Genomic DNA, 15,607 nt, shown 5'->3' on the forward strand with positions numbered 1-15,607 from the left:
CTGAAAAGAACCATGCATCTGCTTGTTACCGGTGGAGCCGGCTTTATTGGATCACATGTCATCCGTCATTTTCTCGGGGCTCATGGCGACTGCCGGGTGACCAACCTCGACAGCCTTACCTATGCGGGCAACCTTGCCAATCTTCGTGATGTTGAGGATGATGACCGGTACCGTTTTGTCAGGGGCGACATTACCGACGGGGAGTTTCTTATGCAGCTGTTTGCCGAAACCCGTTTTGACGGGGTGATTCATCTGGCAGCCGAATCGCATGTAGACCGCTCCATTGCCAATCCGACAGCGTTTGTCCAGACCAATGTGCTTGGCACGGTGAATCTGCTCAATGCAGCCAAGGCCTCCTGGGAGAAAGACTTTTCCGGTCGTCTGTTTTACCATGTGTCCACCGACGAGGTCTATGGTTCCCTTCCTGCCGGAGACGGGCTTTTCACTGAAGAGAGCCCCTATGATCCGCACAGTCCCTATTCAGCCTCAAAAGCCTCTTCGGACCATTGTGTAAGGGCCTATCACGACACCTACGGTCTGCCGGTGGTCATCAGTAATTGCTCGAACAATTACGGGCCGTTCCAGTTCCCTGAAAAGCTCATCCCGCTGTTCATCAACAATATTCAGCTCGGAAAGCCGCTGCCGCTCTACGGGAAGGGGGAGAATGTCCGTGACTGGCTCTGGGTTGAAGACCATGCACGGGCCATTGACACCATTTACCATCATGGGACGATTGGCGAAACCTACAATATCGGAGGCCATAATGAGTGGAGCAACATCAGTCTTGTCCGTCTGCTCTGCCGTATCATGGATGAGCGGCTCGGTCGGGATGAGGGTTCCTCCGAGAAACTGATTTCGTTTGTCACTGATCGTGCTGGACATGACCTTCGCTATGCAATTGACGCTTCAAAGCTGAAGCGCGAGCTGGGCTGGGTCCCCTCGATTACTTTTGAAGAGGGTATCAGAGAGACGGTTGACTGGTATCTTTCAAACGGAGAATGGCTTGAGGAGGTGACTTCAGGAGCCTATCAGGATTATTATGATGCCCATTACGGGAAACGATGAAATTCTAAACGGATTCGTATGAACATTCTTGTCATCGGCGGGGCGGGCTACATCGGCAGCCATGTTGTGCGCGAGTTTCTTGACCGGGGCTACGGGGTGACGGTTTTTGACAATCTGCGGACAGGGTTGAGGGAGAACCTGTTCAGTGAGGCCCGTTTTGTTCATGGCGACATTCTCCACTCCAGGCAGCTCAGAGATGTTATGGCCGGGGGTTTTGACGGGTGCGTCCATCTGGCGGCCCTGAAGGCGGCGGGTCAGTCCATGCTGCAGCCGGAAGCCTATGCGGAGGCCAATCTGAAGGGAACTATCAATATTCTCAATCAGGCCTCAATGGCCGGCATCCGGGCGCTTGTTTTTTCATCGTCGGCGGCGGTGTACGGGAGTCCGCAGTATCTGCCCATTGACGAGGAGCATCCGAAGGAGCCGGAGAATTTCTATGGCTTCACCAAGCTGGAGATTGAGCGGCTGCTTGATTGGTTCGACCGGCTTCGGGGGCTTCGCTATGGGGCGATCCGCTATTTCAATGCCGCCGGGTATGATACCCGCGGTCGTATCGGAGGTCTGGAGATGAACCCCGAGAACCTGCTGCCTATCGTGATGGAAGTGGCATCGGGGATGCGGGAGAAGCTCTCTGTTTTCGGTGACGATTATCCAACGAGGGATGGAAGCTGCATCCGCGATTATGTCCATGTCAGTGATCTGGCTGCTGCCCATGTCAAGGCGTTCGAGTACATGCGTGAGCATGACCGGAGCCTCTCGGTGAATCTGGGCAGCGAAACGGGTGTTTCGGTACTGGAGATGGTTGACCGGGTCCGTGCCCTTACCGGAAAACCGGTGCCTGCAGTGATGACAGGCCGGCGGGCGGGTGATCCTGCCGAGCTTGTTGCCTCATCGTCCCGTGCCCGGGAATTGCTGGGCTGGGAGCCTTCGTTCAGCGATCTTGACACTCTGATTTCGTCAACATGGAAAATGTACCAGCGCCAATGATCATTCCTGTCATACTGAGCGGCGGTTCGGGTTCACGGCTCTGGCCGCTTTCACGGGCCCTCTACCCGAAACAGCTGCTGCCTCTCTGCGGAGAGAATACCATGCTTCAGGATACCGCTCTGCGCCTGAAGGAGCTTCCCGATGTGGGACCGCTCTACTGTGTCTGCAATGAGAGCCACCGTTTTCTGGTTGCAGAGCAGCTTCGTGAAACCGGTGTGGAGATGGGGGGGATCATTCTGGAGCCTTCGGGCCGCAATACCGCTCCAGCAGCCGCTGTTGCAGCTCTTCTCGTTCAGCAGCAGCATCCCGGAGCGGTGATGCTGATTCTGCCGGCAGATCATGTCATTCCCGATACCCAGGCTTTTGCAGCGGCAGTTGCCGCTGGACTTCCTGTTGCAGGTGAGGGGGGAATGGTCACCTTCGGTATTGTTCCTACTGCACCTGAAACCGGTTATGGGTATATCAAGGCTTCACGGGAGGGGAGCAGTGGGGGTGAGGCACTTCCCGTGCTTCGGTTTGTTGAGAAACCTGACAGAAAGACAGCGGAGGGTTACCTTGCATCGGGAGGCTACTTCTGGAACAGTGGTATCTTTCTGTTCAGTGTCCGCACGCTGATTGATGAACTGGTCCGGTACGCTCCCGCCATTCTTCATGCCTGCAGGGAGGCAATTGCAGGAGCTGCCAGAGATCTGGACTTTCTTCGTCTTGATCCTGAATCATTCCGGGCGTCTCCCTCCGATTCGATTGATTATGCCCTCATGGAGAAGACCGACAGGGCGTTTGTTGTTCCTCTTGATGCGGGATGGAGTGATGTGGGGGCATGGTCGGCTCTCTGGAATTTTCATGCCCGTGACGGGCAGGGCAATGTCAAACGGGGAGATGTGCTGCTGCATGATGTGACCAACAGTTATGTTCATGCGTCCAGCCGGCTGGTTGCGGCGATTGGTCTTGAGAGTCATATCATTGTTGAAACTGCTGACGCCGTTCTGGTTGCTTCACAGGACAGGGTGCAGGATGTCAAGCTGCTTGTTGAGGAGCTGAACCGTCGCGAGAGGGACGAAGCCGCCATTCACAGGCGTGTGTTCAGGCCGTGGGGCAGCTATGAAACTGTAGACAGTGGTGAGCATTTCAAAGTCAAGCGCATAACGGTCAACCCCGGGGCGGCGCTTTCGTTGCAGAAGCATGAGCATCGGGCTGAGCACTGGGTTGTTGTGCATGGAACCGCGTTGATTACTGTCGAGAAGAGCGAGATAACCCTGACTGCAGACCAGTCCACCTATATCCCTGTGGGAGCGCTTCACAGGCTGGAAAATCCGACTGACCGCCCTTTGGACATTATTGAGGTCCAGACCGGCCAGTATCTTGGTGAGGATGACATCATCCGTTTTGATGACCGTTACGGGCGGGGGTAGTTGCTTGCCTGCACGCTGAAACTTTGAGGGGAGCCGTGAAAGTGCTAAATTCAGCTCCCAAGGACTCTCTTTGCGCGTGAACCAAAACCATGACTGCACTATGGCTGAAGAAATGAAGAACCCTTTTCAGGAAAACGAACCGGTTCAGGAACCGGGACCGGATGTTGTCAAAGGTGATCTCGGAACCATTATTGTTGGTGTCGCCACTCTTCTGGACAGCGCAATCGCTCCGATGGGCAAGGTTGTTGCACAGGCTCTTGACGCCATGACGGTTGTTGCACAACAGATTCTTGATGGAGTGTCCACAACCCTTGGCGAGAAAAAGTAACCCGTTTCGTTCCTTCCTTCTGTTATCAGGGCTCATCAGACAGATGTTTTCAGGCAGGCCTTTTCCGCAGGGGGGAAGGTCCTGCCTGTACTGTTTTTACGGCTGATTCTCTTATATTGATTTTTTTTGCCGCCTGCCGGTACACTGACCCCGAACGATTTTCATGACCATGGCCGATAAATTTGCCGAGTATCCACAAAATGTCCCTTACAGTGAGGTTGAGGCTGAAGTGCTCTCTTACTGGAATGAGCGCGGAATCTTTCATAAAAGCCTGGAGGAAAAACCTGCCGACCGGGTTTTTTCCTTTTATGAAGGGCCACCAACTGTCAATGGTAAACCGGGGGTTCATCATGTCTTCAGCCGTACCATCAAAGATGCCGTGTGCCGTTACCGGACCATGCAGGGTTACCGTGTGCCGCGCAAGGCAGGCTGGGATACCCATGGCCTTCCTGTAGAAATATCCGTCGAGAAGAAACTCGGCTTGAAAAACAAGGCCCAGGTTGAAGAGTATGGAGAGGAACTCTTCAATACCGAGGCCCGTTCGCTGGTCTATCACCATATTGACGACAATCGTGAAGGGTGGGGCAAGCTGACCGAGCGCATGGGATACTGGGTTGATATGGATCATCCCTACATCACCTGCGAAAACAATTATATCGAATCGGTCTGGTGGGCGCTCAAAACCATTTTCGACAAAGGGCTCATCTACAAGGATTACAAGATTGTTCCCCAGGATCCGAAGTCCGAGACGGTGCTGAGTTCGCATGAGCTGGCGCTTGGCTATAAAGAGGTGAAGGATCCGAGTGTTTATGTGAAGTTCAGGGTGAAGGGGTCGGAAGAGTCTTTCCTTGTGTGGACGACGACGCCGTGGACACTGATTTCCAATGTTGCCCTTAGCGTGGGTGCCGATATTGATTATGTCCGGGTACGCAATTCCCTTACCGGTGAACTGCTTATTCTTGCCGAGTCCTGTCTGCAGGTGCTTGTGGAGAAGGATGAAGAGGGGAACTCCCTCTGGGAAGTTGAAGAGCGCATGAAAGGCAGCTCGCTTGAAGGACTTGAATACGAGCCGATTCTGCCATACACGGAACCGGCAAAAAAATGCTGGTTTGTTGCCCCCGGCTCTTTTGTGACGACGGGCGATGGAACAGGCATTGTCCATATAGCTCCTGCGTTTGGTGCTGACGACTATGAGCTTGCAAAACAGTACGATCTTCCGATGCTCCAGCCTGTCGGTCGCAACGGCTGTTTTACGGCTGAAGTGCCCGCGTACGAAGGAATGTTTTTCAAGGATACCGATCCCCTCATCATCAGAAGGCTCAAAGAGGAGGGGAAGCTCTACCGCAAGGAGACCATCACCCATACCTATCCCTTTTCGTGGCGCTATGATGTCCCTGTCATCTACTATGCCCGTGAGTCGTGGTATATCAGGACAACAGATATTGCTCCAAGGATGGTTGAGCTCAATAAAACGATCAACTGGTGCCCTCCGGAAATTGGTTCTGGCCGTTTCGGCAACTGGCTTGAGGAGAACAAGGACTGGGCTTTGTCGCGTGAACGGTTCTGGGGTTCACCTCTCCCTCTATGGGTGGCTGAAGATTTTGCCATAGGGGACGATGCTTCATCAGGAAAGGTGTTTGCGGTCGGTTCCGTTGCCGAGCTGCGGGAAGGGTTCATTGACATTGACTCTGAGCGGTGGGTGCTTGGTGAGGCGCTTGACCGGGGCCTTGTGGAGCTTGATCTGCACAAGCCCTTTGTTGACCGCATCTACTTCATCCGTGACGGAGTCCGTTTCAGGCGCACGCCCGAGCTGATCGATGTCTGGTTCGATAGCGGTTCCATGCCGTTTGCCCAGCTCCATTACCCTTTTGAAAACAAGGAGCTGTTCCACCGCACTTTCCCTGCCGATTTCATTGCCGAGGGGGTTGACCAGACCCGTGGATGGTTCTATACCCTTCATGCGGTGGCTTCGCTGTTGTTTGACACGGTCGCTTACAGAAATCTTGTTGTCAACGGACATATTCTCGACAAAAACGGCCAGAAGATGTCGAAGTCAAAGGGCAATGTTGTTGATCCCTTTGAGACCATGGATCGCTATGGTGCAGACGCCATCCGCTGGTACCTCATGGTTGCAAGCCCTCCCTGGCGCCCGAAGTCGTTCAATACTGATGAGATTGAAGAGGAGCAGCGGAAGTTTTTCAGGGCCTATATCAACAGCTACAACTTTTTTGTGCTCTATGCCAATGTTGACGGCTTTACCGGCCTGGAACCGGCAGTGGAGCTTGGGGAGCGCAGCGGGCTCGACCGCTGGGTGCTTTCCAGCCTGAATACGCTTGTGGGTTCTGTGCATCTGTCTATGGAACGGTATGATCTGACCGGTGCGGCCCGCCTCATCAACGATTTTATTGTCGACGATCTTTCAAACTGGTATATCCGCCGTTCACGCAAACGGTTCTGGAAGAGCGATATGGGTGCCGATAAGCTTGCTGCCTATCAGTCACTGTTCAGCTGTCTGGAGACGCTGGCAAAGCTCCTTGCCCCGTTCACTCCATTCCTTGCTGAGCGGCTCTACCTGAACCTGAACGCCCGGAGGCGGGAGGGGTCGAGAGAGTCGGTCCATCTTGCCGATTTTCCGCTGGCTGATGCCGAAGCGGTTGACCGCCCGCTGGAAGAGCGCATGAAAAAAGCACAGATCATCACCTCGCTGGTACGCACCATGCGTGAACGGGCATCCATCAAAGTACGCCAGCCGCTGCAGCGGATTCTTCTCTCTGTAGACAATGGAGAAGAGCGCGAGCAGTACAGGCTTGTGGCCGACATCATCATGGAGGAGGTCAATGTCCGGAAGATCGAGTACATCGAGGATGAAGGGTCGGTGATCAGCAAAAAAGTGAAGCCCAATTTCAAGACCCTCGGACCACGATTCGGCAAAGACATGAAGGCTCTTGGTGAAAGGGTGCGGAGCATGAGCCACAAACAGATAGCGCTGCTTGAAAAAGAGGGTGTCATTTCCCTGGAGTGCGACGGAAAGCAGTTTGAGATTCAGCGGGGAGATGTTGAAATTCTGCATGAGGATATCGAGGGGTGGCTTGTCGCCTCTGACGAGGCCCATGGAATCATGGTAGCCCTGGACACTGAAATGACTGAAGAGCTTGCCATGCTTGGCCTTTCCAGAGAGCTTGTCAGCAGGATACAGACCCTGCGTAAAGAGAGTGGGCTGGAAATAACCGACCGGATAGTGCTCTCTGTGGAGGGAAGTGACAAACTTCTCGACGCAGTCAAGAAAAATGATGTGTATATTAAAGATGAGACGCTTGCTACTGAACTTCGGCTTTCGGCAATTGCTCCAGAGGCGGTTGCCCCGGAGAAGGGCGAGATGGTGAACGGTGAGCCCTGCCGATTGAGACTTGAAAAATCCTGATCAAAATGGTATTTTAAAGTTCTCATTTTTTTCGGTGTACTGTTAGAATCAGAAAATACTGAGTATTATGGCCAGAAAAAGCAGCAGTGAGACAAAAAAAGAACAGGAGATTATTGAAACGCCGGCGCCTCTCAAGACCTATCTGAATGATGAGGAGCTTGAGCATTTTCGTCAGCTCCTTCTCAAACGGCGTGAAGAGGTTCTGCGGGATCTTGATATTCTGCGCTCTTCGCTGTCGGATGAAAATGTGGAGGATTCCATCAACTCCAACTATTCCATGCATATGGCTGACCACGGCACGGAAACAATGGATCGTGAGCAGCGATTCATGTTCATTGCCCGTGATGAGAAATATATAGGCTATATCAATCAGGCGCTGGACCGCATCAGAAACCGCACCTATGGAATCTGCATCAAGTCAGGCAAACCAATTCCCAAGAAAAGGCTTGAAGCTGTGCCACATACGGCTGTGCGTATTGAATTCAAGCAGGGCAACAAGAAATAGCGGCTGGTTTTCCCCGGTTGCATCATACGAGAAAAGGCGCATCATCCGATGCGCCTTTTCCTGTTTAGGGAAGGGGGTGACGGGACTTCTGCGGAAGTCAGTCGTTTTCGTCCTTGTCGATTGAGGCTTCGTTGACCTCAATAGGGTAGTCTCCGCTGAAGCATGCTGTGCAGTAGCTGCATGTTTCACCTTCAAATGAGGGGACACTGGCAAGAAGGCCTTCCATTGAGAGGTATTTGAGAGAATCAACCCCTATGTATTCCCGGATTTTTTCAATCTCATCAAAATCGCCGTCAAGGGAGTCGAACATGTGGGTGAGAAGTTGCCTCTTTGTCGGGAAGTCCATGCCGTAAAAGCATGGGTTGGTGATGGGGGGTGAGCTGATGTGAAGGTGTATTGCGCTCGGCCCGGCTTCATGGATGAGTTTGATGAGCATTCTGGCGGTTGTTCCCCTGACAATTGAATCGTCAATAAGGATGATGGGCCTGTCCTGCAGGACACCGCGTACAATGTTGTATTTGGAACGAACCTTGATGTCGCGGCTTTGGACGCCTGGCTGTATGAAGGTTCTTCCGACATAATGGTTTCGTATCAGCCCGTGTTCAAAACGGGCGGGACGGTTCATCCGGTTGCTTTCCCGCACAAAACCGAGTGCGGCTGTATTTGAAGAGTCGGGAACGCTGACAACGGTCAGCTCTTTTTCTCCCGGTATGGGAGTGATTGCTGATTCTCGGGCAAGGTTTTTCCCGAGGTTGCGGCGAACCTTGTCAACCGAGTTGCTGAAAATAAAGCTGTCGGGCCGTGCAAAATAGACATATTCAAAAATGCATCTGGCTTTCCGCTCACTGGTAGGGAGGAAGAGCGATGTCGGCTTTTCATTGGCAACTGCAAGGTGATCGATGAGAAGAATTTCACCCGGTTCAATGTCGCGGATGTACTCCGCCTGGATAATGTCGAACGCACAGGTTTCGCTTGCCACCACATAGGCAAGCTCTCCTGTGATGGGATCGGTCTTTTTCCCGAGCGCAAGCGGCCTGAACCCATGAGGATCGCGGGCGGCAATCATCTGGTTGTTGGCCAGCAGAACCATTGAGTAAGCCCCTTCCACCTGTTTGAGTGCGTCGTAAATTTGCTGCAGAGGCTCTTTTTCACGGCTTCTGGCAGCAAGATGCGGTATGATTTCCGTGTCTGAGGAGGCCTGAAAGATGACCCCGAGTTCTGTCAGTTCACGGCGAAGCTTGCGGGAGTTGGTGAGGTTGCCGTTATGGGCTATGGCCAGGCTGCCTGACCGGTAGGTGAGTGAAAATGGCTGGATGTTGCTGGTGGCAGTGGAAGAGCCGGTGGTGGAGTATCGGTTGTGGCCGATGGCAGCATAGCCTCCAAGGTCGTCAAACACCGTTTCATCTCTGAAAACTTCTGATACCAGGCCCATTCCCTTGTGCTGCCTGAATAGGGTTTTCTTGCGGGTCTTGCTGTAGTCGGCAACCACAATTCCTGCGGCCTCCTGCCCCCTGTGCTGAAGGGAGTAAAGCCCATAGAATGTGTCTTCCGCAGGAGTTTTTGAGTTGAAAATTCCGAAAACTCCACACATAAGCCGGGGATGTTAAGGTTATGTAAACTCCGTTGCTTCTTAAAATCGCAATTGAAGCCACAACTTCAAACCAAAAAACCGAAAATATTGATTCAGTTTGTGAAATGATGGGGGGAAATGAAAAAAGCACGGAACGATTCCGTGCTTTTTTCTGTGTGGAGCTAAGGAGACTCGAACTCCTGACCCTTTGCATGCCATGCAAATGCTCTACCAACTGAGCTATAGCCCCTTATTTCAAGCTTTAATTAAAAGAAAAAAAACTTGTTTTTGCAACTTGTTTTGTTGATTCTTTTACTACAATTGATCTTTGTTCAAAAGCCAATCCATTATCCCGTCCTCTCATGTCACTCTCGTTTGTCCTCAAAGAGGGGTTTTCCAGCATCGGAAGAGCGAAACTGCCCGCTGCCATCACTGTGGCCATCAGCTTTTTTTCTCTTGTCCTTCTTGGCCTGTTCGGTACGGTTTCCCTCAGTTTTTATGATGTGATCCAGGAACTTCGCGGGAGGGTTGAACTTGAGGTTTTTTTCAGTGACTCCATGAACAATGATGCTGCCGGAAGCGCAACGGAAAAGATGAAGGGGCTGGCGGGTGTAGAAGAGGTCTCTTTTGTGAGCAGGGAGGAGGCCGCCAGAATTTTTTCGGGTGAGTTCGGTGAGGATGTTGTCGCCATTCTTGGCTCCAATCCACTGCCACGGTCGGCCAGGATATCCGTTCAGCCCGGCTATGCATCTGCTGACAGTCTTGCCATCATGGTTCCGGCAATCAGGGAGGTTGCTCCGGGTTCCGATATCCGCTACAATAAGGCATTTCTGGGGCAGATTGAGGAGAACGCCAGGCTCTTTACCTTTGTGACAGGCGCTCTGGGCATCCTTATTTCTGTAGCCACGGTGGTGATGATCGGCTATACGATTCGTCTGGCAATGCATGCCCGGCAGGAGAAAATCAGGACCATGAGGCTTGTCGGCGCTTCAGGCTCTATCATTGCAGCTCCCTACATCATTGAAGGGGCATTGCAGGGGCTTCTGTCGGGACTTCTGGCAGCCGGTGCTCTGGCATTGCTCTTCGAGCTTGGTATCGCCCGTTACGAACCGGCTCTGTATATGGTGCTCCGTTCTTCGGCTCTTCTCATCTATCCCTCAGTCGTACTCCTTGGCCTCTGTCTTGGTTTTATGGGCAGTGCGGCTTCAGTAGGCCGCTCGCTTCGCCTTGTGGTCAAAAAAGGATAGGTTCAGTTCAGCCTTCATCCAAGGCTGTAGAGCAGCTCTATTTCCTCTTTCCACCCTTCGGAATCCGGGGTTTCAAGAATGAGCGGGATTTCCTCGAACAGGGGGCTTTGCATGATGTAGCCGAAGCACTCAAGTCCGATCATTCCTTTCCCTATGCAGGCGTGCCTGTCAAGCCGGCTGCCAAGCGGTCGGAGGGCATCATTCAGGTGCATGCCTTTCAGGTACTGCATGCCGACCGTCCGGTCAAACTCTTCAAAGGTTCTTTCGGCCGCCTCCGCTGTGCCAAGATCGTATCCTGAGGCAAACAGGTGGCATGTGTCGAGGCAGACGCCGATTCGTGAGCGGTCTTCAATGCGATCAATGATTGCCCGGAGATGCTCAAACCGGCTGCCGAGGTTGGTGCCCTGTCCTGCGGTGTTTTCAATGACGGCCGTTACCCTGTCGGTTGCTTTGATGGCGAGGTTGATCGAGTCGGCAATAAGACCGAGACATTCCTCCTCTCCTATGGCGTTCAGGTGGCTTCCTGGATGGAAGTTCAGAAGAACCAGTCCAAGTGTTTCTGCCCGCTCCATCTCCTCAATGAATGCATTTCTGGAGCGCTCCAGCTTGTCGGGATCGGGATTGCCGAGGTTGATGAGGTAGCTGTCGTGGGGGAGGATGTGGCGGGCATCGAAACCGCCAGCTTCGCAGTGTCGCCGGAAGGCGTCAACAGAGGCTTTCTGCAGCGGTGGCGAGTGCCATTGCCGCTGGTTCCTGGTGAAAAGTGCGAATGCCTTTGCTCCGATGGCTGTGGCATTAAGGGGGGCGTTTTCAACACCTCCGGCTATACTGACATGGGCGCCGACTCGTTTCATGAGCTGATGTTCTGTTCCTGTAGATTGGTGAGATTTTGTGTTTCCTTAATGGCGAATCTGCTCTCCGGGGGTGCTGAAATCGAGAGCATTTCGCCCAGCAGCCCCGTTGAGAAGAGCTGGACTCCAAGAATCAGCAGCAGTATGCCTAAAAAGAGAATGGGGCGGTTGCTGATGAAGTGGTTGTTGAAGATTTTGTCAAGGGTGACATAGAGGCTGATGCCGAATCCGGCAAGAAAACTGATGAGGCCGGCCATGCCGAAAAAATGTATGGGGCGGCGGAAATACCGGGTAATGAAGAGGACGGCAAGAAAGTCGAACAGTCCGGAAAGAAACCGGCCGGCTCCATATTTGGTTGTGCCGAATTTTCTCGGCCGGTGGCTTACGGCAACTTCGCTGACTCTGAACCCGTTCCATGCAGCAAGAACGGGGATGTAGCGGTGCATGTCGCCATGAAGTTCCAGACTCTGTGAGAGAGAGGAGCGGTAGACTTTCAGGCCGCAGTTGATATCGTGGATTCTTAGACCGGTGAAAAGTCTGGTGACGGTGTTGAAGAACTTTGATGGAATGGTTTTTGTGAGGGGATCACGCCGGTGGCGTTTCCATCCGCTGACCAGATCGTTTCCTTCAAGGAGTTTCTGAAGCAGCGGCTTTATGGATGCAGGGTCGTCCTGCAGATCGGCGTCAATTGTGCAGACAAATTCTCCTCCGGCTACCCTGAAACCGGCTGAAAGGGCGGCTGTTTTGCCGAAGTTTTTCTGGAATGATATGAGCTTCAGCCCCGGCGTGGAGGATGTCAGGCTTTTGATCACTTCGGCCGATCCATCGGTTGAGCCGTCATCAATCATGACGATTTCATGGCTGAACGGATGGCTGAAAAGCTCCTGGAGCTCCCTGTCTCCGAGGGCCACTGAGAGCTCATTGATGAGTTCGGCAATGGACTCCCGTTCGTTGAAGAGCGGGACAATGATGGAGAGGGTAATCAAGTTGACGCATTGAATGTGAAAAATGAAAAGTACGCAGGCGCATCGTAAAAGTCAACGCCACCCTTGTTCCCGCTGTCAAGCTCCCCGCGTGCGCTCGGGCCACAACAGCTTGTGAAGCTGGAGCTGCATACGCACTCTGAGACCGTCTTCAAGAATCCAGTCTGCCAGTTGTGCCGGCGCAAGCTCACCGGCAACCACTCCCATAAGGACAGTGCAGGATTTCTGAAGAGGATGCATGCGGAGGAGGTCTCTCGACCAGAGATAGTCGTTGCGGTCGGCCACCACCATCTTGAACTCGAATGATTTCTGCAGCTCTTTTCCCGCTTTGAAGGCAAGGGTAATGTTCTCCATGCAGTTTTTTCCCGACTCCCCGGATGAGGGGGGCTTCAGGTCAATGATTTTGTGGACCCGGGGGTCAATCCCCGCCACAGGGATGAAGCCTCCAGTTTCCAGAAGAACCTTTCTGCCTGTGTTGCAGAGTTCGGTCATCAGCTGATGAACCCCCGGCTGTTCCAGAGGTTCGCCTCCGGTGATTTCAATGATTTCTGTTTTCAGTGCCAGTGCCCGGGAGACCACTTCTCGGGTTGTGAGCCTCTCTTCAGTGTTTCTTGCATAGAGTGAATCACAGTACCTGCAGTTGTGGCTGCAACCGGCAAGGCGGATGAATGCGCATGGCCATCCGGCATACGACGATTCTCCCTGGATGGAACGGAAAATCTCACTGATCTTGAGGAGAGCTTCATTCATGGGCAGGGCAGGGCAAGAAGTTTTTCAAGGGCGTCCGGGTAGAGCCTGTGTTCGCATTCAAGCACCCTTGCAGCGAGTGACTGGGGCGTGTCGTCTGTTTCTACCGGAACGCTGCGCTGCAGCAGAATAGCTCCGCGGTCGTACTCCTCGTCAACAAAATGGACGGTGGCTCCGCTCCGGCTTTCTCCTGCAGCAATAACAGCTTCGTGCACATGGGTTCCGTACATTCCCTCTCCGCCAAATTTCGGTAGAAGAGCCGGATGAATGTTGAGAATTTTCCCGCTGTATCGTTTGACCATCTCTGCAGGAATTTTGCGCATATAGCCTGCAAGCAGTATGAACTCAATGTGGTGCTCTTCAAGCGTGTCCAGCATGGCACCCGAAAAGTCGCCGGGTTCATTGAACTGTTTTTCCGAGAGATGGACGGTCTCAATTCCCTTTTCCCTCGCAAACTCCATTGCTCCGCATGCGGAGCGGTTGGAGATGCAGAGGACGATTTCAGCCGGCAGAGAGCGCTCTTCAATTGCATGGAAAAGGGCCCGGAAATTGCTTCCGCCTCCAGAGCAGAAAACGGCCAGGCGTCTTTTATGGTTACTCATATTGGGAATATTTCTTACATTTCCGCTTCTGAAAGCCCTGTCGGCAATCTTTGCCGTGGGCTCTGGTCTCCTTTGCCATTATACCATAAGATAACCATTCCTCAAATGTCTGATCCGCTTATCAAAAGAGCACTGGTGTCGGTTTCTGATAAAACCGGTATTGTCGATTTCTGCAGGGAGCTGGTCTCTCTGGGTGTTGAAATCTTTTCAACCGGCGGTACTCTCAAAACTCTTCAGGATGCGGGCCTCAAATCCGCCTCCATTTCCACCATCACCGGGTTTCCTGAAATCATGGACGGTCGGGTGAAAACCCTCCACCCTAAAATCCACGGTGGCCTTCTGGCGGTCAGAAACAATCCGGACCATTCTGCCCAGGCGATTGAAAACGGCATCAGCTTTATTGATATGGTTGTCGTCAACCTCTATCCTTTTGAAGCAACGGTGGCAAAACCGGATGTTTCGTTTGAAGATGCCATAGAAAATATTGATATCGGCGGCCCCTCCATGCTTCGGAGTGCAGCAAAAAACAACGAGTCGGTGACGGTGCTGACCGACAGTGCCGATTATGCCGGTGTCCTTGCTGAAATGCGTGCCGGCGGCGGTGCAACTCTTCGCTCCACACGCCTCCGTCTTGCCCTGAAGGTGTTTGAACTTACATCCCGTTATGACCGTGCGATTGCCGGTTACCTTTCAAAGTCCGCCGGAACGGAGGTCGCTGCGGCTGAAAGCATGACTGTTCAGCTTGACAAAGAACTTGGCATGCGCTACGGAGAGAACCCGCACCAGAGTGCCGGATTCTACCGTTTGACCGACGCTGATGGAACCCGTTCCTTTGCCGACTATTTTGAGAAACTTCACGGCAAGGAGCTTTCCTACAACAACATGCTCGACATTGCCGCTGCCGGAGGACTGATTGAGGAGTTCCGCGGAGAGGATCCGTCAGTTGTCATCATAAAGCACACCAACCCCTGCGGCGTTGCCCAGGCGCCAACCCTTCTTGAAGCCTGGAAACGGGCATTCTCCACCGATACACAGGCACCGTTTGGTGGCATTATTGCCTTCAACCGCCCTCTCGACATGGAGACAGCAAAGGCCGTCAACGCAATCTTCACTGAAATCCTCATTGCTCCGGCCTATGAAGAGGGTGTGCTCGACATGCTCATGAAAAAGAAAGACCGCCGTCTGCTGGTTCAGACCGGTGCTCTTCCCAAAGGGGGATGGGAGTTCAAATCCACCCCATTCGGCATGCTTGTCCAGGAGCGCGACAGCCGCATTGCCACCCGCGATGAGCTCAAGGTCGTCACGAAGCGCCAGCCAACCGAAGAGGAGCTCGGAGACCTTATGTTTGCATGGAAAATCTGCAAGCACATCAAGAGCAACACCATACTCTATGTCCGCAACCGCCAGACCTACGGTGTAGGCGCCGGACAGATGTCGCGCGTTGACTCATCAAAGATTGCACGCTGGAAAGCCTCAGAGGTCAATCTCGACCTGCACGGTTCAGTTGTGGCCTCCGACGCCTTCTTCCCCTTTGCCGACGGCCTGCTTGCTGCAGCTGAAGCCGGAGTAACCGCAGTCATTCAGCCCGGCGGCTCCATAAGGGACAATGAAGTGATTGAAGCAGCCGATGCCAACAACCTCGCCATGGTCTTCACCGGCATGCGCCACTTCAAGCACTGATCCTGATCGCATAGCCTCCCAATTGATAAAGCCCGCAAAAGCGGGCTTTATCAATTAAAAATCAGGGCCGAAACTAGGGGACATCCTATATTGAAACCATCAAACACAAAGTTTTCCCGTTTGCATAATAATCCCACCAGTGCTTTGTAAAGCACGAAAAAAGAGGCGGGTTGCTCACTTCTGTAGAATCTCGTACCTTATCGTTATCG

The 15,607-nt window shown here is 52.9% G+C and carries 13 protein-coding genes and 1 tRNA gene; 8 read left to right on the forward strand and 6 right to left on the reverse strand.

What is annotated here, in order from left to right:
- Window positions 1-12 precede the first annotated feature (12 nt).
- The 6 genes from rfbB to EKD02_RS07245 all read left to right on the forward strand — a co-directional run bounded on the left by rfbB (window position 13) and on the right by EKD02_RS07245 (window position 7,718).
- Window positions 13-1,065 carry a dTDP-glucose 4,6-dehydratase gene (gene rfbB / locus EKD02_RS07220; protein ID WP_126384737.1) on the forward strand — a complete coding sequence of 351 codons (1,053 nt, stop codon included), beginning with the start codon at window positions 13-15 and terminating at the stop codon, window positions 1,063-1,065.
- An 18-nt stretch (window positions 1,066-1,083) separates the two neighbouring features.
- Window positions 1,084-2,052, forward strand: coding sequence for a UDP-glucose 4-epimerase GalE (galE, locus tag EKD02_RS07225; protein ID WP_126342760.1), 969 nt, complete (start codon window positions 1,084-1,086; stop codon window positions 2,050-2,052).
- On the forward strand, window positions 2,049-3,464 hold the full coding sequence (locus EKD02_RS07230) for a mannose-1-phosphate guanylyltransferase/mannose-6-phosphate isomerase (protein WP_126342763.1): 1,416 nt from the start codon (window positions 2,049-2,051) through the stop codon (window positions 3,462-3,464). Before galE ends, EKD02_RS07230 begins: the two co-directional genes overlap by 4 nt.
- Before the next feature lie 100 nt (window positions 3,465-3,564).
- Window positions 3,565-3,792 (forward strand): hypothetical protein, encoded by a 228-nt coding sequence (locus tag EKD02_RS07235; RefSeq protein ID WP_126384739.1) that lies wholly within the window; start codon window positions 3,565-3,567, stop codon window positions 3,790-3,792.
- Window positions 3,793-3,961: 169 nt separating this feature from the next.
- Window positions 3,962-7,213 carry an isoleucine--tRNA ligase gene (gene ileS, locus EKD02_RS07240; protein ID WP_126384747.1) on the forward strand — a complete coding sequence of 1,084 codons (3,252 nt, stop codon included), beginning with the start codon at window positions 3,962-3,964 and terminating at the stop codon, window positions 7,211-7,213.
- A gap of 67 nt (window positions 7,214-7,280) precedes the next feature.
- Window positions 7,281-7,718 carry a TraR/DksA family transcriptional regulator gene (locus tag EKD02_RS07245; RefSeq protein WP_126342765.1) on the forward strand — a complete coding sequence of 146 codons (438 nt, stop codon included), beginning with the start codon at window positions 7,281-7,283 and terminating at the stop codon, window positions 7,716-7,718.
- A gap of 97 nt (window positions 7,719-7,815) precedes the next feature.
- On the opposite strand, the gene purF is transcribed toward EKD02_RS07245, so the two are convergent.
- Both purF and EKD02_RS07255 read right to left on the reverse strand, forming a co-directional pair.
- A complete protein-coding gene (gene purF, locus EKD02_RS07250; protein ID WP_011889727.1) occupies window positions 7,816-9,309 on the reverse strand; it encodes an amidophosphoribosyltransferase in 1,494 nt (497 codons plus the stop codon).
- A 156-nt stretch (window positions 9,310-9,465) separates the two neighbouring features.
- Window positions 9,466-9,538, reverse strand: a tRNA-Ala gene (locus tag EKD02_RS07255).
- A 112-nt stretch (window positions 9,539-9,650) separates the two neighbouring features.
- Between EKD02_RS07255 and EKD02_RS07260 the strand changes: the two genes are divergently transcribed.
- A complete protein-coding gene (locus EKD02_RS07260) occupies window positions 9,651-10,535 on the forward strand; it encodes a cell division protein FtsX (protein WP_126342771.1) in 885 nt (294 codons plus the stop codon).
- Between the two features lie 14 nt (window positions 10,536-10,549).
- Here EKD02_RS07260 and nfo read toward each other — a convergent pair whose 3' ends face one another.
- From nfo to purN, 4 genes are all read right to left on the reverse strand, one after another.
- A complete protein-coding gene (nfo, locus tag EKD02_RS07265; protein ID WP_126342774.1) occupies window positions 10,550-11,389 on the reverse strand; it encodes a deoxyribonuclease IV in 840 nt (279 codons plus the stop codon).
- The gene (locus EKD02_RS07270; protein ID WP_126384741.1) at window positions 11,386-12,372 is read right to left on the reverse strand and encodes a glycosyltransferase family 2 protein; all 987 of its coding nucleotides are present in this window, start codon (window positions 12,370-12,372) and stop codon (window positions 11,386-11,388) included. Before EKD02_RS07270 ends, nfo begins: the two co-directional genes overlap by 4 nt.
- A 75-nt stretch (window positions 12,373-12,447) precedes the next feature.
- Entirely contained in the window at window positions 12,448-13,119 is a 672-nt protein-coding gene (locus EKD02_RS07275) for a 7-carboxy-7-deazaguanine synthase QueE (protein ID WP_011889731.1), read from the reverse strand.
- On the reverse strand, window positions 13,116-13,718 hold the full coding sequence (gene purN, locus EKD02_RS07280) for a phosphoribosylglycinamide formyltransferase (RefSeq protein WP_126384743.1): 603 nt from the start codon (window positions 13,716-13,718) through the stop codon (window positions 13,116-13,118). The genes EKD02_RS07275 and purN overlap by 4 nt, the downstream gene beginning before the upstream one ends.
- A 105-nt stretch (window positions 13,719-13,823) precedes the next feature.
- On the opposite strand from purN, the gene purH reads away from it, so the two are divergent.
- Entirely contained in the window at window positions 13,824-15,398 is a 1,575-nt protein-coding gene (purH, locus tag EKD02_RS07285) for a bifunctional phosphoribosylaminoimidazolecarboxamide formyltransferase/IMP cyclohydrolase (RefSeq protein ID WP_126384745.1), read from the forward strand.
- The last annotated feature ends 209 nt before the right edge of the window (window positions 15,399-15,607 follow it).

The sequence above is a fragment of the Chlorobium phaeovibrioides genome (genome assembly GCF_003968655.1).
Taxonomy (GTDB): Bacteria; Bacteroidota; Chlorobiia; order Chlorobiales; family Chlorobiaceae; genus Chlorobium; species Chlorobium phaeovibrioides.